The organism is Novosphingobium sp. FSW06-99, assembly GCF_001519065.1.
Classification (GTDB): Bacteria; Pseudomonadota; Alphaproteobacteria; order Sphingomonadales; family Sphingomonadaceae; genus Novosphingobium.
Genome location: NZ_KQ954256.1, coordinates 283,481 through 300,590, shown reverse-complemented (window position 1 = coordinate 300,590; position 17,110 = coordinate 283,481). Strand labels below are relative to the sequence as shown.

17 protein-coding genes and 1 tRNA gene are annotated in these 17,110 nt (G+C 65.5%); 6 read left to right on the top strand and 12 right to left on the bottom strand.

Annotation, left to right across the window (positions count from 1 at the left end; genetic code table 11):
- Positions 1–16: 16 nt before the first annotated feature.
- A complete protein-coding gene (gene dut / locus AQZ49_RS12150; protein ID WP_067615913.1) occupies positions 17–487 on the bottom strand; it encodes a dUTP diphosphatase in 471 nt (156 codons plus the stop codon).
- Positions 474–1,655, bottom strand: a complete 1,182-nt coding sequence (gene coaBC, locus AQZ49_RS12145; protein ID WP_067616120.1) for a bifunctional phosphopantothenoylcysteine decarboxylase/phosphopantothenate--cysteine ligase CoaBC — start codon at positions 1,653–1,655, stop codon at positions 474–476. The genes dut and coaBC overlap by 14 nt, the downstream gene beginning before the upstream one ends.
- Positions 1,656–1,729: 74 nt before the next feature.
- On the opposite strand from coaBC, the gene AQZ49_RS12140 reads away from it, so the two are divergent.
- Positions 1,730–2,134 carry a hypothetical protein gene (locus AQZ49_RS12140; RefSeq protein ID WP_067615910.1) on the top strand — a complete coding sequence of 135 codons (405 nt, stop codon included), beginning with the start codon at positions 1,730–1,732 and terminating at the stop codon, positions 2,132–2,134.
- 51 nt (positions 2,135–2,185) lie between these two features.
- On the opposite strand, the gene AQZ49_RS12135 is transcribed toward AQZ49_RS12140, so the two are convergent.
- The 3 genes from AQZ49_RS12135 to AQZ49_RS12125 are packed head-to-tail and all read right to left on the bottom strand — an operon-like array spanning position 2,186 to position 5,657.
- Positions 2,186–3,328 (bottom strand): acyltransferase family protein, encoded by a 1,143-nt coding sequence (locus tag AQZ49_RS12135; protein WP_231739207.1) that lies wholly within the window; start codon positions 3,326–3,328, stop codon positions 2,186–2,188.
- 1 nt (position 3,329) lies between these two features.
- Entirely contained in the window at positions 3,330–4,895 is a 1,566-nt protein-coding gene (gene ubiB / locus AQZ49_RS12130) for a 2-polyprenylphenol 6-hydroxylase (RefSeq protein ID WP_067615909.1), read from the bottom strand.
- Between the two features lie 12 nt (positions 4,896–4,907).
- On the bottom strand, positions 4,908–5,657 hold the full coding sequence (locus AQZ49_RS12125; protein WP_067615907.1) for a class I SAM-dependent methyltransferase: 750 nt from the start codon (positions 5,655–5,657) through the stop codon (positions 4,908–4,910).
- A gap of 350 nt (positions 5,658–6,007) precedes the next feature.
- On the opposite strand from AQZ49_RS12125, the gene mutM reads away from it, so the two are divergent.
- Positions 6,008–6,820: a bifunctional DNA-formamidopyrimidine glycosylase/DNA-(apurinic or apyrimidinic site) lyase gene (gene mutM / locus AQZ49_RS12120; protein ID WP_067615905.1), complete on the top strand. Its 813-nt coding sequence runs from the start codon at positions 6,008–6,010 to the stop codon at positions 6,818–6,820.
- Positions 6,821–6,902: 82 nt separating this feature from the next.
- Here mutM and AQZ49_RS12115 read toward each other — a convergent pair whose 3' ends face one another.
- The 4 genes from AQZ49_RS12115 to AQZ49_RS12100 form a co-directional block, all read right to left on the bottom strand.
- A complete protein-coding gene (locus AQZ49_RS12115) occupies positions 6,903–7,085 on the bottom strand; it encodes a Flp family type IVb pilin (protein ID WP_067615903.1) in 183 nt (60 codons plus the stop codon).
- Positions 7,086–7,439: 354 nt separating this feature from the next.
- Positions 7,440–8,951, bottom strand: coding sequence for a hypothetical protein (locus AQZ49_RS12110; RefSeq protein ID WP_156428278.1), 1,512 nt, complete (start codon positions 8,949–8,951; stop codon positions 7,440–7,442).
- Positions 8,952–9,211: 260 nt separating this feature from the next.
- Positions 9,212–9,298, bottom strand: a tRNA-Leu gene (locus AQZ49_RS12105).
- Between the two features lie 133 nt (positions 9,299–9,431).
- Positions 9,432–10,220 carry an MJ0042-type zinc finger domain-containing protein gene (locus AQZ49_RS12100; RefSeq protein ID WP_067615899.1) on the bottom strand — a complete coding sequence of 263 codons (789 nt, stop codon included), beginning with the start codon at positions 10,218–10,220 and terminating at the stop codon, positions 9,432–9,434.
- 155 nt (positions 10,221–10,375) lie between these two features.
- Here AQZ49_RS12100 and ftsE point away from each other — a divergent pair, with 155 nt between their 5' ends.
- Genes ftsE through AQZ49_RS12080 form a run of 4 tightly spaced genes read left to right on the top strand, consistent with a single transcriptional unit; the run spans position 10,376 to position 13,396 of the window.
- The gene (ftsE, locus tag AQZ49_RS12095) at positions 10,376–11,179 is read left to right on the top strand and encodes a cell division ATP-binding protein FtsE (RefSeq protein ID WP_067615897.1); all 804 of its coding nucleotides are present in this window, start codon (positions 10,376–10,378) and stop codon (positions 11,177–11,179) included.
- Complete coding sequence (locus AQZ49_RS12090) at positions 11,176–12,087, top strand: cell division protein FtsX (protein ID WP_067615895.1); 912 nt, start codon at positions 11,176–11,178, stop codon at positions 12,085–12,087. Before ftsE ends, AQZ49_RS12090 begins: the two co-directional genes overlap by 4 nt.
- A gap of 9 nt (positions 12,088–12,096) precedes the next feature.
- On the top strand, positions 12,097–12,693 hold the full coding sequence (locus tag AQZ49_RS12085; protein ID WP_067615894.1) for a YdcF family protein: 597 nt from the start codon (positions 12,097–12,099) through the stop codon (positions 12,691–12,693).
- Positions 12,680–13,396: a lysophospholipid acyltransferase family protein gene (locus AQZ49_RS12080; protein WP_067615891.1), complete on the top strand. Its 717-nt coding sequence runs from the start codon at positions 12,680–12,682 to the stop codon at positions 13,394–13,396. The genes AQZ49_RS12085 and AQZ49_RS12080 overlap by 14 nt, the downstream gene beginning before the upstream one ends.
- 32 nt (positions 13,397–13,428) lie before the next feature.
- On the opposite strand, the gene AQZ49_RS12075 is transcribed toward AQZ49_RS12080, so the two are convergent.
- The 3 genes from AQZ49_RS12075 to AQZ49_RS12065 form a co-directional block, all read right to left on the bottom strand.
- A complete protein-coding gene (locus AQZ49_RS12075) occupies positions 13,429–14,358 on the bottom strand; it encodes a prephenate/arogenate dehydrogenase family protein (protein WP_067615889.1) in 930 nt (309 codons plus the stop codon).
- Positions 14,355–15,473, bottom strand: coding sequence for a histidinol-phosphate transaminase (gene hisC / locus AQZ49_RS12070; RefSeq protein ID WP_067615887.1), 1,119 nt, complete (start codon positions 15,471–15,473; stop codon positions 14,355–14,357). Before hisC ends, AQZ49_RS12075 begins: the two co-directional genes overlap by 4 nt.
- A 207-nt stretch (positions 15,474–15,680) precedes the next feature.
- Positions 15,681–17,108, bottom strand: coding sequence for an ammonium transporter (locus AQZ49_RS12065; protein ID WP_156428277.1), 1,428 nt, complete (start codon positions 17,106–17,108; stop codon positions 15,681–15,683).
- Between the last annotated feature and the right edge of the window lie 2 nt (positions 17,109–17,110).

Genomic DNA, 17,110 nt, shown 5'->3' with positions numbered 1-17,110 from the left:
GTGACGGAGAGGCGCGTCAGCCCGGCAGGGCCGACAGGCCGCCGGTCGAGCCAAAGCCGCCTTCGCCGCGCGCGGTGGCGTCCAGTTCGTCAACTTCGACCCAGGCGGCCTGCGTCACCGGGGCCAGCACCAGTTGCGCCACACGGTCGCCGCGCCGCACGTCGAACGCGGCATCGCAATGGTTGATCAGGATCACTTTCAACTCGCCGCGATAATCGCTGTCGATCGTGCCGGGCGTGTTGGGTACGGTGACCCCGTATTTGAGCGCAAGCCCCGATCGCGGGCGCACCTGAATCTCGAAACCGACCGGAATCGCCAGCGCCAGACCGGTCGCCACGGCATGGCGCCCACCCGGCGCGATCGTCACGTCTTCGGCGGCGACCACGTCCATCCCGGCGGCGCCCGCCGTGGCATAGGCGGGCAACGGCAGATCGCGATTGTGATCCAGGCGGTGAATGCGCACGGCAACGGAATCAACGGAATGCATCGGCAACCTTTGTCATGATGGCGTGCGCCACGTCGGCCTTGTCCATGCGCGGCAGGCTTTCCACCCCGCTGGCCGATACGATGTGCACGGTGTTGGCGGTGCCGCCCATCACATCGCCCGACACGTCGTTGGCGATGATCCAGTCGGCCCCTTTGCGCGCCAGCTTGGCCTTGGCGTGGGGGATGACCTGTTCGGTCTCGGCGGCAAATCCGATCAGCAGGCGCGGACGCGCCGCCGACGCGCCAAGTCCCGCCAGAATATCGGGATTTTCCACCAGTTGCAGCGGTGCGATCTGCCCGCTGCCGTCCTTTTTGCGCTTTTGCCCGGCGGCCTCGGCCGCGCGCCAGTCGGCCACGGCGGCGACCATGATTGCCACATCGCAGGGCAGCGCGGCCTCGACCGCCGCCGCCATCTCGCGCGCGGTTTCAACGTCGATGCGGTCCACTCCGGCGGGGGTGGGCAGGCTGACCGGCCCGGCCACCAGGGTCACCCGTGCCCCTGCCTGCGCGGCGGCAGCGGCCAGTGCAAAGCCCTGTCTGCCGCTCGACCGGTTGGCGATATAGCGCACCGGGTCGATCGGTTCATGCGTCGGCCCGGCGGTGATCAGCACGTGGCGCCCGGTCAGTGGTCGCGGCAGCGGCGCCAGTTGCGCGCGGATCGCGGCCAGGATCGCCTCTGGCTCGGGCAGGCGGCCGGGGCCGAATTCGCCGCAGGCCATCACGCCCTCGTCGGGGTCCATCACGGTGATCCCGCGCGCGCGCAGCGTGGCCAGATTGGCCTGCGTCGCGGCATGCTGCCACATCCGCACGTTCATGGCCGGTGCTGCCAGCACCGGCTTGTCGGTGGCGAGCAGCAGTGTTGTGGCCAGATCGTTGGCGATGCCCGCCGCCATGCGCGCCATCAGATCGGCAGTCGCCGGGCAGACCACCACCAGATCCGCCTCTCGCGAGAGCTGGATGTGGCCCATCTCGACTTCGTTTTTCAAATCCCACAGCGTGGTGTGCACCGCGTTCTCGCTCAGCGCGGCAAGCGTCAGCGGGGTGACAAAGTGCGCGCCTGCCTCGGTCAGCACGCATGTCACGCTGCCGCCTTCGCGGCGGATCAGGCGCACCAGTTCCGACGCCTTGTAGGCGGCGATACCGCCACCGATGATTAGCAGGATACGCATCGTGGCTGCTTCTTGCATTGGCGGCGTTAAGCGCGCAATCCTTTTGGCCGTTCGCCACAAGGAAACCGTGCCCGATGCGTTTTGTCCTGACCGCCCTGATTTTCGTGATCGGCCTGTTCGATCTGATGATGGCCGCTTCGTTTCTGTTGACGCCGCTGACCGCCGGGCAGGGGCTGGGCGTGGCACCGTTTGCCGGGGCCGCCGCCGGGGTTTCGACGCTGCGCGCCGATTTCACGTCGTTTTTCGGCGTGGCCGGGTTCGCCATGCTGTGGGGCGCCTGGCGCCGCAATGCCGATCTGATGCTGGTGCCGCTGCTGCTGTTTGCCGTCACGCTGACCGGGCGCGCGGTCGATCTGGTGGTGTCGGGCGCCTATCCCGGCTGGCCCTTGCCGATGGCGGTCGAGGCGGTCGAAGTGGTCCTGTTGCTGGCCGGCTGGCACTATCTGCCGCACCACAAGATCGCCGAACTGGCGGATTGAATGTTTGTGCCGAACCTTGCGGTTCGGCAAGCCGGTGCCGTCTACAGAAAATTACGCTGTGGCGGCGTGCCCGTGTTTGTGCCGATCGAACCAGCGCATCACCGCGCGTTGGGCTGGCCGCTCGATCCAGCGGTGCGAGGCGAATCCGGCCAGGATTGACGCGCCGACAAAAATTACCAGGAATACCGGCTGGCGAAACACCATGCGGGTGCCAATCGTGGCATCGACCAGCAGCACCAGCGCCAGTTGCAGCGGAAAATGCCACAGATAGATGCCGTAGGAAGCATCGCCCAATTGCCTGCCCAGCCGCAGCGCATCGTCGCGATCGGTCAGATCGATGGCCAGCATGGCGCACAGCGCGGCCATCGTCCCGGCCAGGATGGCGGCGTCATGCCCATGCAGTTTCATGCCCGACAACGCATAGCCGGCGAACGCCAGCAACGGCGCCAGCGCGATCAGCCGTGGCACCGTCAGCCACCCGCGCAGCGCCGCGCCATAGACCATCACCCCGGCAAAGAAATAGCCCACGCAATTGACCACCGTGGCCAGTTTTGCCCCCATCGTTTCGGCAGGCGCGCCGGGCGGCAGGATATCGGCGAACACCAGCGCAAACATGGCCAGCACCACCGGCGCCGACAGCGCCAGCGGCATGCGGCGCAAGGCGGGCAACAGCACCCAGAATGCGGCATAGGCCAGGATTTCGGTCGATAGCGACCATGTCGGTCCGTTGTAGGACTGGTTGACCTGCCACCCCCAAGTCTGTGCCATGAACACGTTGAGCACAAAGTGCCACCAGTCCTGATGGTGATAGATGAACGCGGTGCCGTTGATCGCGGTATAGATCGCCTGCAACACGGCGACCACGCCCAGCGTCAGCAGGTGCAGCGGCCATAACCGTGCCAGCCGCGCGGGCCAGAACCGTCCGCGCGCCTGCGGGTCGGCCAGATAGACATGCGCGAACACAAATCCCGACACCGCCCAGAAATATTCCACCGCGACATGGCCATAGTCATAGATCCACGCGAGCTGGTGATAGAATGGCGAGATCGACCGGCGCACGTGGAATTCGAAACTGACCGGCGGCACAAAGAAATGCTGGTAATGCCAGAACAGCACCGCACAGGCCGCCAGCAATCGCGACAGGTCGAGCGCGTTGAAATGCCGTTTGGGCAGGCGGGCAAGCGGCGCGGCCAAGTCAGCCCCACCAGCCAGCGGCACGCCCGACCAGATAGGCGCCGATCGCCAGCGCGCCGGCCATGGCATGGGTGGCGATGCGCCCGGCCAGCCCGGCGCCCGGCTTGCGATCCCACATCAGCGCGACATCGGGCAGCGGGGGTGCCTCTGGCGCGCCACCCTTGGGCGGGAACCGGTCTTCGATCCGGCGGATCAGGCCGGGCAGGCGCAACAGTGTGGCGCCATCCTCGCGCAGGCGTTCGGCAATCGCCGCCTCTGGCCCCAGCTCGTCGCGGATCCATGCGCGCACGAACGGCGCGGCGGTTTCCCACATGTTGATATCGGGATCGAGCTGGGTGGCGATGCCTTCGACCATCACCATGGTCTTTTGCAGCAGCAGCAGGTGGGGCTGGGTCTGCATGTCGAAATCGCGGGTGATCGCGAACAGGCCGTCCAGCATCTGCCCGACCGACAGGTCCTTCACCGGTTTGCCGCGCATCGGTTCGCCCACCGCGCGCAGGGCCGTCGCGAATTCCTCGACCGAATGGTAACTCGGCACATATTGCGCCTCGAAATGAATCTCGGCGACGCGGCGGTAATTGCCCGTGGTCAGGCCATAGAGGATTTCGGCCAGCCATTGCCGCGCGCGCCGGTCGATGCGGCCCATGATGCCGAAATCGATCGCGACAATCGTGCCGTCGGCGGTGACGAACAGATTGCCCTGGTGCATGTCGGCGTGAAAATAGCCGCCGCTGATCGCCTGGGTCAAAAAGGCCAGCACCAGCCGCTCGGCCAGCGCCTTGCGGTCATGCCCGGCGGCATCGAGCCGGTCGACCTCGCTGATCTTGATCCCGTCGATCCAGTCGAGCGTCATCACCCGGCCATTGGTCCGGTCCCAGTCGATCGCGGGCACGCGATAGCCGGCAAAGGCATGCATCGCTTCGGCCAGTTCCGAGGCGGAGGCCGCCTCGCGCCGCAGATCGAGCTCGCGCGTGGTCCAACGGCGGAAATTGGCGATGATCATGCGCGGGCGCAGCCGCTGCGCCTCGCCGCCCAGGGCCTCGAAATGCGCCGCCGCCCATTCATACGTGGCGATGTCGCGCGCGAATTTCTCGCGCACACCGGGCCGCAGCACTTTGACCGCGACATCGCGGCCATCGGTGGTGGTTGCCCGGTGGACTTGCGCGATCGAGGCGGCGCCGACCGGCACCGGGTCGAACGTGGCAAACAGGCTTTCGAGCGGGCGCTCGAAACTTGTCTCGATCTCGCGGCGGATCGCCTCGAACGCCACCGGTGGCAATTGATCCTGCAGCGCCAGCAGATTGTTGGCCGCCGCATCGCCGACCAGATCGGGGCGCGTGGCCAGCGTCTGGCCCAGCTTGATCGCGGCGGGGCCGATTGCCGAAAACGCCCCGGCATAGTCGGGCACCGCCGATTGCCGCGTGCCCGCCCGCGCGATCCGGCACAGGCGACGGATCTGCGGCGGGGTGTTGCGATCGCGCTCTATCCCGCGCAGGGCGCCATGGCGGGCGAGCACGCGGCCCCATCCCAGCAGGCGGCGAATATGGCCAAGGTCTGTAAAATTCACGTCGGCCGCCCGTCAGACTTTCCAGCCGGAATGGATCGCCACCAGCCCGCCCAGGATCGGTTCGACTTTCACCCGTGCAAAGCCCGCTTCGCGAATCATCGCGGCAAACGCGGGCATCGGGGGAAAACGGCGGATCGATTCGATCAGATACCGGTACGAATCGGCATCATCGGCAATCAGTTTGCCGATCTGCGGCACGACATGGTGCGAATAGAGATCATAGGCCTGGGCAAAACCCGGCCATTGCGTGGTTGAAAATTCCAGGCAGAAAAACCGCCCGCCAAATTTCAGCACACGATGTGCCTCGGCCAGCGCACGATCGATATGGGTGACATTGCGGATGCCGAACGCGATCGTATAGGCATCGAACCGGCGATCGGCAAAATCGAGCGTTTCGGCATTCTGGCACGACCAGTCGAGCCCCTCGATCCCGCGCTTTTGCGCACGCTCGATGCCGACATCCAGCATGTCCTGGTTGATGTCGGCCACGGTGACGAGCGCGCCGCTCTTGGCGATGCGGAACGCGATATCGCCGGTGCCGCCTGCCATGTCGAGCACCGCCTCGCCCGCTCGGGGTTTGACGCGCGCGACAAAGCGGTCTTTCCACAGCCGGTGCATGCCGCCCGACATGGCATCGTTCATCACGTCGTATTTTTTTGCCACATTGGAAAACACCGCGCCGACGCGGGCAACTTTGTCCTCGGCTGGAATGTCCTCATACCCGAAGGAGGCGGTTTCGGCGGAGCTGTCACTGGTGGTCATGATGGGGCTTTAGGGTTCGGACCCGCTACCAGCAAGCCCGAGGCGGCAAAATGGCGAACAGATCGGGCCGAAATGCGCAGCCCGAAGGCCGGTTGCCTTTGCAAGCGCATTTCGGTTCGAGATGGAAGCCATTTTGCCGTCCCTTCGGGATTTGACCCAAAAGGCCCATCGCTACGTTGGATAGGCTTGAAATAGAACCACTATTCCTGCGCCTATCCGCCTTGCGCTGGGCCTTTTGGGACAAACCTCGGGCTTGCTGGTAACGGGTCCGGACCCTAGTGATTATTGTCCGCCGGGCAAAGCCTGATAGGGCGCAATGCCTGCTTGTGTGCACCAGAGATAGCCAGCCGATGCCTGAATTGCCCGAAGTCGAAACCACCGTGCGCGGGTTGGCCACCGTTCTGGCCGGGGATCGGCTGGTGCGCGTGGCGGTCAACCGCCCCGATCTGCGCCGCCCGTTTCCGCCCGATCTGGTTCAGGCGATGACCGGGGCGCGCGTGGTGGCGCTGGGGCGGCGCGCGAAATACGGTCTGATCCAGACCGATCGGGGTCAGACCATGGTGTTTCATCTTGGCATGTCGGGCCGCTGGCGGATCGATCCGGCGGCGTTCGACCGGCACGATCATCTCGTACTCGAAACCGCGCGCGGGCATGTGCTGGTGCTCAACGATGCGCGCCGGTTCGGTTCGGTCGATCTGGTCGATACCGCCGCGCTCAACACATTTGGGCCGTTCGCCGCGCTGGGCCCCGAACCATTGGGGCCCGATCTGACCGTGGCGCATCTGGCGCGTGCGTTCGAGGGACGGTTTGCCGCGGTCAAACTGTTGCTGCTCGATCAGCAGGTGGTGGCGGGGCTCGGCAATATCTATGTCTGCGAAGCGCTGCATCGCGCGCGGATCCATCCGGCGCGCGAGGCGGGCAAAGTGTCGCGCGCGGCGCTGATGCGGCTGGTGCCGGAAATCCGCGCAGTGCTGCAAGAAGCGATCACCGCAGGCGGGTCGACCTTGCGCGATTATGCGCGGCCCGATGGCGAACTGGGCTATTTCGCCAAGGATTGGCGTGTCTATGGCCGCGAAGGCGAACCGTGCGGCTGTGGCGGGCGGGTGGTGCGCATCGCCCAGGGCGGGCGATCAAGCTTCTTTTGCCCCAAGTGCCAGACATAAGACGTGCCAGAAATGAGGCCCGCAAACGGAAAGGGGGGCGAGTTTCCCCGCCCCCCTGAACCTGGATCTGTCGACAGTCGACTTAGATCTTGCCGCTCTGAGCGCTGGCCATCTGGTTCGACACGTAGGAGAACGTGTTCGACAGCGAGTTGCCGAGCTGGCCCATCGCGGTGATGGCGGCGACGGCGATCAAAGCGGCGATGAGGCCGTATTCGATTGCAGTGGCGCCGGCTTCGTCTTTCAGAATCTTGTTGATCAGCTTCATGGTCATATTCCCCTTAGATGCCGCTCGTTGTCCCCGGAGTGGCAAGACCGTTTCTACGCACAGGGCGTAAATCACAGGTTAAAGCGGCAGGCCTGCGGCAACTTTTCGCCGCGCAATTTTGGTGCAATTGCCGTCCGCCACCTGAAATATCGCAGATATCGGCGATTTTATGTCCCGAAACTGGACTGAACGGCAGCCGCATGTGGCGCGGCGCACCCGGCTGGCAATAACCGAATCGGTTGGCGATGATGGCAAGGCACGCGCCGATCGCGATTCGCAGCGCGCGTACCGGATACTTGAAGGGGGGCAGGTTTCCCTGCCCCCCTTTAGGATGCGTCGCCCTGCACGCCAACGTCACGCCGGCGATGGTGCCGGGCGGCTGTCAGGTTTTGCACAGGGGCCCGACGTCGCGCGGGCAAACAGGATCAGCGGGTTATCGATGACCACGCCGCGCCAGATGATCCCTGCCGCAAAGACCTGGGCGACATCATAGCCCGCGCGGCAGGCGGCACGCTGTGGATCCTGCTTCATCGCCGATGGCAGCCAGATCTGCGCGGCAAGCACGAGATCGGGACGAGTGGTCAGCAACTGGTTCCATTCGGCGGGTTTTGGCAAGGCATGCCAGGGTTCGCTGGTTGCCCAGTTTACATATTGCGGTGTGGGCATGCCGCCGTGATAATTGGCAAATTCGTTACGCCCAAGCCACGGCTGCGTTTCAAAACTCTGCATTCCGAATGCCGCGATCCGGCCCTGTGGGTGGCCGCTGCGCCAGGCCATGATGGCCTGTGCAGCCGGTTTGCCAGCGGAATAACGGCCATCGATGTCTTCGATCCCGCTATGCAGTGTTTGCGCCCCTTGCATCACTTCGAGCAGCACCAGCGCACCGATCAGGATGCGGCGGGCCTGGGCATCATCGGTATCGATCACCGGATTGTCCCAGTTGATCCACAGCACAAACACGATCAGCACGAAAAATACCCCGGCGTGCCATGGTTCCGAATAGACCATGGCCGCAAACAGGATCGGCGCTGCCAGCAGGGCCAGCGACAAGGCCCGTTCGCGGCCCGTCATCGCCAATCGGACAATCTGGCCAAGCAGCATGACCGATAGCAGGATCGCAATCCCGTACTCCGGCCCGGCCTGGTTGATCGCGCTCCACACGGTCACCCGATCGAACAGCGCGTTGGCGACGAACAACAGCATCGCGGCCAGCGGATTTTGCGGGCCGGCCTGGGCCAGAAAACCGTTGTCGGCCGGTTGCCACACGGTCCACAGAGCAAACAGCCCGCACACCCCGGCGAGCGCCAGTGCCGCCAGGGCAGGCGGCTGAAATATCCGGCGGGCCGCGATCTGCCGAGCCAGCAGTTCGAGGCCCATTACCGCCGCCGCCAAGAAGCTGAACACATTGACATTGGCCAGCAATCCCACAACCAGGGCATAGCGCAACGGTCGTTCAATCCGGGTCGAAAACAGCGCTGCGGCCATCGGCACCAAGAGCAGATCCAGGCAATAGCCCCGGGCGATCACGCTGAATTGATAGCCATAGAAATAGCCGGCCAGCAGGCCCAGCCGCAAAAGCAGCGGAAATGGCGCGCACCGCACGACGATCGCGGCGCCGCCAATCGCACAGGCCGCCGAAAGGGCCCATATCCCGCTGAACGGCAAACCGGCTCGCACCGCGCCCCACAAGATCACATGCCACAGCGCGGGCGTGCCTTCGTACCGCGCATAATGCCCGACCAGCATGCCAAGGCCGTTGTCACGCGCAAGCAACCACGCCTGCATCTCATCGAACCAGGCCTCGTGATGCAACGCGACAAAGATTACCCATGCAGCATAGGCCGTGACGGCCGCAGCCTGCGCCAAGGCCGCGTGCATACCCTTGTCAGCGTCCGGACGAGCGCCGTTCCAATCCCTGCCCACTCGAAAACCCCGATCTGGTGAGCAAGAAACAATGAACGAAATTAGCTAACCCCGAATTAAGCCGCCCGTTCCAGGTTGGTGCGGCTCGAATTCATTGGATCGCTCTATGCGCGGCGCGGACTGAACATTCGTGCTGCAACAAGGCAACAAATGGCTGAATTCAGCCGTTTTTGAGCCTTAGTGAGTAGCCTTGGGATGGCTACTGGTGCGGTCGAGAAGACTCGAACTTCCACGGCCTTTCGGCCACAACGACCTCAACGTTGCGCGTCTACCAGTTCCGCCACGACCGCACATCGCAAACGGGGTGTGGGGCCAATGGCCGCTGCTCCCGCCGGGGTAGGAGCGGGCCCCTAGCAAAGGCCTGTGCAGGGCGCAACCGGGATTCAGGCCTGCGCGTTCGAAATTTGCCGATGGTCCTGCCGCTTATTCGGGTTTCCAGCCGATTTCGGCGTATTTGGCGGTTTTGGGCACGTCGGTGACGGCTTCGTTGATGGTTTCGCTTTCGCCGGGTTTGAGCACATCGCGCGGCGGGATCACGGTCCAGGTATAGACCACGCGGTTGTGCGCATCGCGCAGCACGATCAGGATCTGCGGCACTTCGCGCACATCCTTGCCGACATTGGTGACGGTGCCGCTGGCGCCGAAATATTCGGTGCCATTGGGCAGCGTGCGGCGATCCTGGCGCTCGGCGGGGAATTGCAGTTCCAGATCGGGGCGCGTCGCGCCGAACGTGCGCGGTGCGACCGCCAGCCAGCTTGGCAATCCGAACCAGGCGCCCGCCGCAATCAGTGCCCCGACTGTCAGCGCGAACAGCACCGCCGCCAGGGTCCACAGCCGCGCCGGATTGCGGCGGGGGCGAAACGGGGGTTCGTGGGCAAACGGCGATGGCCCGGCGGCCACCGCTTCGGCCCCGCGCACGGCTGCAATCGGGCGCTGTGGCCGGGGCGTGGGTGGCGGGGTTTCCACCACCGGTGGCAGCGGCGCGGGCGCCGGAGCAGGCTCGGCAATCGGTGCAGCCGGTTCCGGCACGACAGGTGTGGGTTCGGGCGGCGCGGGTTCGGGCGGCGCGGGTTCGGGCGGCAGGTCCAGCTCGGGACCGGCCTGAAACCAGCTATGGCGGCAATTGGCGCAGCGGACCGTGCGCCCATCCACACCGATCGCGCTGTCGGGAACGACATAGCGCGTCGAACATGCGGGACAGGCGATAATCATCCTTTGGGGTTAAGCATGCATGCGCCCACCTAAACAATAGCTTCAGGTGGGGAGAATTGCGTCCACGGCCTTTTTTCCACATGCATTGACGCGTATGCAGGGCAAAGGCCAATCTGGCCGGCCCAGATCCGAACGAAAAAGCCACCGCACCGATCATGAACGCGCCTGATGCCGAAATCGTTCAGTTCGACAATGTCGGGCTGCGCTATGGCACTGGCAAGGAAGCGCTGACCGATATTTCGTTCACGCTGTACCCCGGCCGGTTCTATTTTCTGACCGGCGCGTCGGGCGCGGGCAAGACCAGCCTGCTCAAACTGCTCTATCTGGCGCAGCGGCCCTCGCGCGGGCTGATCCGCATGTTCGGCACCGATGCGATCACGCTGCCGCGCGAGCGCTTGCCGGGGTTCCGGCGGCGGCTGGGCGTGGTGTTCCAGGATTTCCGGCTGGTCCAGCACTTGTCGGCATTTGACAATGTTGCGCTGCCCTTGCGCGTGGCGGGGGTGGCCGAGCGCGAGATTACCAAGCCGGTCGATGAAATGCTCGATTGGGTGGGGCTGGCCGACCGGCGCCACGCGCGCCCGGCCACGCTGTCGGGCGGGGAACAACAGCGCGTGGCGATCGCGCGCGCGGTGATCGCGCGGCCCGACATGCTGGTCGCCGACGAGCCGACCGGCAACGTCGATCCCGACATGGCGCTGAAACTGTTGCGCCTGTTTGAAAGTCTGAACCGGCTGGGCACCACCGTGGTGGTCGCCACGCACGATGTCCACCTGATCCAGAAAGTGCCGGATTCGCTGATCATGCGGCTGGACAAGGGTCGCCTGTCGGACCCGACCGGCGCTCTGCGCTTTCCACCGCGCCGCACGTCCACGCCGACCGAGCCGGTGCTGTCGGCCGCGCCGAAGGACAGCCGGGGCGATGGGCAAGGCGGCCCGCCGCTGGGGTTTGCCACAAAATGAACGCAGCCGCTTTGTTCGGCCGGTCGCGTGAGGGCGAACCCGGCCTGTTGCCCGATCCGCGACTGGGCAGCCCGATGCCGTGGGTGATCGCCATCGTCATCGCGCTGACGGTGATTGCAGCGGCCAGCGGGCTGGGCCTGCGCAACGCCGGCGCGCACGCCAGTGCCGATCTCAACGGCGGCATCACCGTGCAGATCGTCAGCGCCGCACCCGCCGCGCGCAACCGCCAGGCCGACGCCGCGCTGGCCGTGCTGCGGCGGCTGCCCGACGTGGCCGACGCGCAGCGTGTCGATCAGAGCCAGTTGGAAAGCCTGCTCGAACCCTGGTTGGGCACCCGGCCCGGCGACACCATCGATGATCTGCCGATCCCCGCGCTGATCGATGTGCGGCTGCGCGCACCCGCCACGCCCGACCGGGTCAGCGCGCTGCAGACCGCGCTGGCCGGGGTTGCCCCGGCGGCGCGCGTCGATGCGCAGGCCGCCTGGCTGACCCCGGTGTTCCGCGCGATTGCCACGCTGCAATGGCTTGCTGGCGGGTTGATCGCGCTGCTGACGGTGGCGACGATTGCCGCGGTGGTGCTGGCCGCGCGCGCCGCGCTGGTCAATCAGCGCGAAACGATCGAGATCGTGCATATGCTGGGCGGCACCGATGCGCAGATCGCGCGCGTGTTTCAACGCACCGCCGCGATGGAGGCCGCCGCCGGGGGCACGATCGGGCTGATTGCCGGGGTCGTGGCGATTGTCGTGCTGTCGGCGCAATTCAGCGCGCTGGGCTCGGGCATGGCCTCTGGCGCGGCGCTGGGCTGGCTCGACTGGGTGGTGATTGCGGCGATCCCGCTGTGCGGGGTGGCCCTTGCGGTGCTGACCGCACGCCTGACCGTGCTTTCCGCACTGCGGCGCATGTTGTAAGCCCTTGGCATGAGATCCGTTAAGCCGCCCGGGCTGTTTCGTCGCATGCTGTCGCTCGTGCTGCTGGTCTGGCTGCTGGGCTTCTTGTGGTTTGCGCTGTTTCTGCCGCGCCCCGCAGATGCCACGCATACCGACGGGGTGATCGCGCTGACCGGGGCGCAGGGGCGAATCGGGCGTGGGCTCGACGTGCTGCGGGCGGGGCAGGCGCGGCGCATGCTGGTGTCTGGCGTGTCGAGTGAAGTAAGCGAGGCGCAATTCGCCAGCCAGTACACCGTGTCGCCCGCGCTGTTTGCCTGTTGCCTGACGCTCGAATACGAATCGTTCGACACCTGGTCAAACGCGCGCGAAGCGGCGGCATGGATTGCGCGCTATCACGTCCGGTCTGTCCGCCTGGTCACCACCGACTGGCACATGCGCCGCGCGGCGTTCGATCTGGCGGTGGCCGGGCCAAAGGGGCTGGTCATCGTCGAGGATGCGGTGCCGTCGCGCCCGTCGATGAAAGTGCTGTTCCTGGAATACAACAAATACGTCGCGCGGGTTTTCGCCTGGCTGGTCGACTGGCCCGAAACGACACGGCATCCAAGTACGGACCATGACCTCCACTGAGCCCCCCATTCGCCCGATCGACGTGCTGCGCAGCCTGGTGTTCTATCCCGTGTTCTATGGGGTGAGCGCGGTGCTGGTAACCGGCAACCTGTTGAGCCTGCCGCTGCCTGCCGGGGCGCTGCGCGTGATGGTGCGGGTGTGGTGCGCGTGGCATCGCTGGTGCTGCCGCTATCTGCTGGGTATCCGCGTGGTGGTCGAAGGCCCGGTGCCCGATGGCGCGGTCCTGTGCGCGATGCGCCATGAATCGTTTTTTGAAGCGATCGATCTGCCGATGCTGCTGCGCAGCCCGGTGATCTTTGCCAAGGCAGAGCTGTTTTCGATCCCCGTCTGGGGCCTGCTCGGGCGGCGCTATGGGCTGGTCAAGGTCGATCGCCAGGCCGGCGCGCGCGCGCTGCGCGGGATGATCGCCGCCGCACGCGCCAATGCACTGGCCAGCGGCCGCCACCGCCCGATCGCGATCTTTCCCGAAGGCACGCGCGTGCCGCACGACGAAGTGCGACCGTTGCAGGCGGGGTTTGCCGGGATCTACAAGATGGCCGACCTGCCGGTGGTGCCGATCGCGGTCGACAGCGGCCCGCTGTACCATCGCCGCTGGAAGCGCGCAGGCGTGATCCGGTATCGCATCGGCGAGGCATTGCCGCCCGGCCTGCCACGCGCAGAGATCGAGGCCAGAGTGACCGCCGCGATCAACGCCCTGCACTGATCCACGAGTTCCTCCCCGGCACGGGGACGATTTCAGGTGTCGCCGTTATGGTCGCTGCGGCCGAAGTCGGGGCGGGCGTCGTCCTGGCCCATTTCGATAATCGAGCGGCGAATGGCACGGGTCCGGGTGAAATGGTCGAACAGTTCGGCGCCGTCGCCCGCACGGATTGCACCTTCGAGCGCGGTCAGATCGCGGTTGAAGCGACCCAGCATGTCGAGCACAGCCTCGCGATTGGTCAGGAACACGTCGCGCCACATCGTCGGGTCGGACGCGGCGATGCGGGTGAAATCGCGAAAACCCCCGGCGGAATACTTGATCACTTCGCTTTGCGTCACGCGTTCCAGATCAGACGCCGTGCCGACAATGCAATAGGCGATCAGGTGCGGCAGGTGGCTGGTGACCGCCAGCACCAGATCGTGGTGTTCGGCGTCCATCACCTCGACCCGCGCGCCAAACGCCTCCCACAGCGCGACCAGCCGCGCCAGATCGGCCGAATCGGCGTCGACGGGCGGGGTCAGGATGCACCAGCGATTGCGAAACAGCGTGGCGAAACCGGCGTCGGGACCGCTCTGTTCGGTGCCCGCGACAGGATGCGCGGGGATCACGCGGTGCCCAGGCAGGGCCTCGGCCAGCGCGGCGGCCACCCCGGCCTTGCTCGACCCGACATCGCTGATCAAGACGCCCGGCGCCAGCCCTGGCGCCATCGCGCGCGCGGCATCGCCCATCGCGCCGACCGGCACGCACAGCACCACCAGATCGGCCCCCGCCACGGCCTCGGCCGCGGTGTCGGCAATGCCATCGGTCAGCGCGATGGCGCGCGCGCGCTCGCGCACCGCCGGATCGGCATCATGGCCGGTAACCTGGATCGCCGGAAACGCCGCCTTGGCCGCGCGCGCCACCGATCCGCCCAGCAGGCCCAGCCCGATCACCGCCAGATGGCGGAACGGCAGATCCGTGCTCATGCGCCTGCCATCTGCGTCAGCGCGGCGGCAATCGCATCCATCTGTTCGGCAGTGCCGATGGTGATGCGCAAACATTGCGGCAGCCCCTGCCCCGGCAGCCAGCGGGTGATATAGCCATGCTCCATCAGCCCCAGATAGGCCGCTTCGGCGGTCAGGCCCCCGGTGAATTCGATCAGCACGAAATTGGCCTCGCTGGGCAGGGGACGCAGGCCATGGTTGCCAAGCGCAGCCAGCCGTTCGACAAAGCGCGCGCGTTCGCGGCGGTTGTGGTCGCGCGATGCGGCCACAAATGCCTGATCGCTCACCGCCGCCAATGCTGTCGCCTGTGCCGACAGCGACAGATTGAACGGACCGCGGATGCGGTTGAGCATATCGACCAGCGCGGCATCGCCGGTGGCCCAGCCGACGCGTTCGCCGGCCAGGCCATAGATCTTTGAAAAAGTGCGCGTCACCAGCACGTTGGTAGCGGTCGCCGCCAGCGCCAGCGCGCCATCATCGTCGGCCGCCGCAACATATTCGGCATAGGCCTGGTCGATCACCAGCAGAATGTCGCGGCGCAGGCCCGCGTGCAGCCGGGCGATTTCGGCGCGGCCGATATAGCTGCCGGTGGGATTGTTGGGATTGGCCAGAAACACCACGCGCGTGGCAGGCGTTACCGCCGCCAGCAGGGCATCGACATCGGTGCCGTAATCGCGATCGGGCGCGACCACCGGCTGGGCCCCGCAGCGCCGCGCGGCAATGTCATAGACCGAAAAGCCATAGCGCACGAACAGCACCTGATCGCCCGGCCCGGCATAGGCCTGCGCCGCCAGATTGAGCAATTCGTCGGACCCGGTGCCCATCACGATGCGCGCCGGATCGATGCCATGCAATGTGCCGAGCGCACCGCGCAAGGCCACGCTGTCAGGATCGGGATAGCGCGCCTGATCGCCCGCATGGGCACGTGCAGCCTGCGCCGCCGCGCTGGTGCCGAGCGGATTTTCGTTGGCCGACAGCTTGAGCAGCACTTGCCCGTCGGTGCCGGTCGATTTGCCGGGCACATAGGCATGGATTTGCGCAATCCACGGCTTTGGGCTCGGACGGTCGGCGGACGGGGTGGAGATAGTGTCGGTCATGGCGCGCGGCCTTAACCGGGTTCGCAGGTCAAGGGAACCGCAGACCAAGAAAAAGGCCCGGAAGACAAGTCTTCCGGGGGCGTCAAGGAAAAAGGCCCGGAAGACAAGTCTTCCGGGCCGAGGTTGTTCGCAGGAGGAACATGGTCTGGCGGGGTAGAGAGGGTGGGGAGAGGATCACCCCGGCCACCCCGCCAAGCTGGCAAAGTCTTAATAGTTGTAGGCGCGTTCGCCGTGTTCGTTGATGTCGAGCCCTTCGCGTTCGATCTCTTCGGTCGGGCGCAGGCCCAGCGTCTTGTCGATCACGAAAAACAGGATCGCCGAAACGATGCCCGACCACAGCAACGTGATCGTCACCGCCTCCAACTGGGTGACCAGTTGCGCGCTGATCGAATAGGGTGCCGCGACATAAGGGAACTTGGTGTAATCGGCCGCGCCCTGCCCGCCGAGTGCGGGGCTGGCGACGATCGCGGTGGCCAGCGCGCCGGTGATCCCGCCAACGCAGTGCACCCCGAACACGTCAAGCGTGTCGTCATACTTGAACTTGTTCTTCACCGTGGTGACGAAGAAGAAGCAGATCGGCGAAACGACCAGACCCAGCACCATCGCGGTCATCGGATGGGCATAACCCGAAGCCGGTGTCACCGCGACCAGGCCCGCCACGGCGCCCGAAGCGGCACCCAGCATCGAAGGCTTGCGATGCACGACCTGTTCGATCACCGCCCAGCTTACCGCCGCGGCGCAAGTCGCCAGCATGGTGTTGACAAAGGCCACCGCGGTCACGCCGCTGGCTTCGAGATTGGACCCGGCGTTGAAACCGAACCAGCCCACCCACAACAGCGAGGCGCCGATCATGGTCATCGTCAGCGAGTGCGGCGGGGTATTTTCCCGGCCGAACCCGACCCGCTTGCCGATCATCAGGCAGCCGACCATCCCGGCGATCCCGGCGTTGATATGCACCACGGTGCCGCCGGCAAAGTCGAGCGCGCCCCAATGGTTGAGCAGACCGGCTTCGTTGGGGGTGTCCTTCATGAAGTCGGGCCCGCCCCAATACCACACCATGTGCGCGATCGGGTAATAGACCAGGATCGACCACAATACGGTGAACACGATCAGCGGCGTGAACTTGATGCGTTCGGCAAACGATCCGATGATCAGCGCGGGCGTGATCATCGCAAACGTCATCTGGAACACGAAATAGGCCAATTCAGGCACATAGACGTTGTTCGAGAATGTCGTCGCTGCCGTGGTGGCATCGATCCCGCGCATCAGCGCCTTGGAAAAACCGCCGACATAGGGTGTCAACCCCGGCGTGAACCCGGTGGTGAACGCCATCGAATAGCCGACCGTCGCCCACAGCATCCCGGCCACCGAAACGATCATGAACACCTGCATCAGCACGCTGAGCATGTTCTTGGTGCGCACCAGCCCGCCGTAGAACAGCGCCAGGCCAGGCACGCTCATCATCAGCACGAGCGCGGAAGACACCAGCAACCAGGCGGTGTCGCCCTTGTTGATCATGGTGAGCTGCTGGGCAGCGGTGGGCGCCTTGATCAAGGCCGCCTGGGCAAAAGCAGTCGAAGCAAAACCGAGTGCAACACCCGACCCCACCACGCCACTGATCATCTTGCGGATCATAT

What these genes read in the sequence shown, in the direction of transcription:
- AQZ49_RS12140 (WP_067615910.1), top strand. Translation starts at nt 1,730, where the DNA reads ATGCGTTTTGTCCTGACCGCCCTGATTTTCGTGATCGGCCTGTTCGAT.
- AQZ49_RS12090 (WP_067615895.1), top strand. Translation starts at nt 11,176, where the DNA reads ATGAACGCAGCCGCTTTGTTCGGCCGGTCGCGTGAGGGCGAACCCGGC.
- AQZ49_RS12075 (WP_067615889.1), bottom strand. Translation starts at nt 14,358, where the DNA reads ATGAGCACGGATCTGCCGTTCCGCCATCTGGCGGTGATCGGGCTGGGC.
- ftsE (WP_067615897.1), top strand. Translation starts at nt 10,376, where the DNA reads ATGAACGCGCCTGATGCCGAAATCGTTCAGTTCGACAATGTCGGGCTG.
- AQZ49_RS12085 (WP_067615894.1), top strand. Translation starts at nt 12,097, where the DNA reads ATGAGATCCGTTAAGCCGCCCGGGCTGTTTCGTCGCATGCTGTCGCTC.
- AQZ49_RS12080 (WP_067615891.1), top strand. Translation starts at nt 12,680, where the DNA reads ATGACCTCCACTGAGCCCCCCATTCGCCCGATCGACGTGCTGCGCAGC.
- AQZ49_RS12065 (WP_156428277.1), bottom strand. Translation starts at nt 17,108, where the DNA reads ATGATCCGCAAGATGATCAGTGGCGTGGTGGGGTCGGGTGTTGCACTC.
- AQZ49_RS12125 (WP_067615907.1), bottom strand. Translation starts at nt 5,657, where the DNA reads ATGACCACCAGTGACAGCTCCGCCGAAACCGCCTCCTTCGGGTATGAG.
- dut (WP_067615913.1), bottom strand. Translation starts at nt 487, where the DNA reads ATGCATTCCGTTGATTCCGTTGCCGTGCGCATTCACCGCCTGGATCAC.
- hisC (WP_067615887.1), bottom strand. Translation starts at nt 15,473, where the DNA reads ATGACCGACACTATCTCCACCCCGTCCGCCGACCGTCCGAGCCCAAAG.
- AQZ49_RS12115 (WP_067615903.1), bottom strand. Translation starts at nt 7,085, where the DNA reads ATGAAGCTGATCAACAAGATTCTGAAAGACGAAGCCGGCGCCACTGCA.
- AQZ49_RS12100 (WP_067615899.1), bottom strand. Translation starts at nt 10,220, where the DNA reads ATGATTATCGCCTGTCCCGCATGTTCGACGCGCTATGTCGTTCCCGAC.
- mutM (WP_067615905.1), top strand. Translation starts at nt 6,008, where the DNA reads ATGCCTGAATTGCCCGAAGTCGAAACCACCGTGCGCGGGTTGGCCACC.
- coaBC (WP_067616120.1), bottom strand. Translation starts at nt 1,655, where the DNA reads ATGCGTATCCTGCTAATCATCGGTGGCGGTATCGCCGCCTACAAGGCG.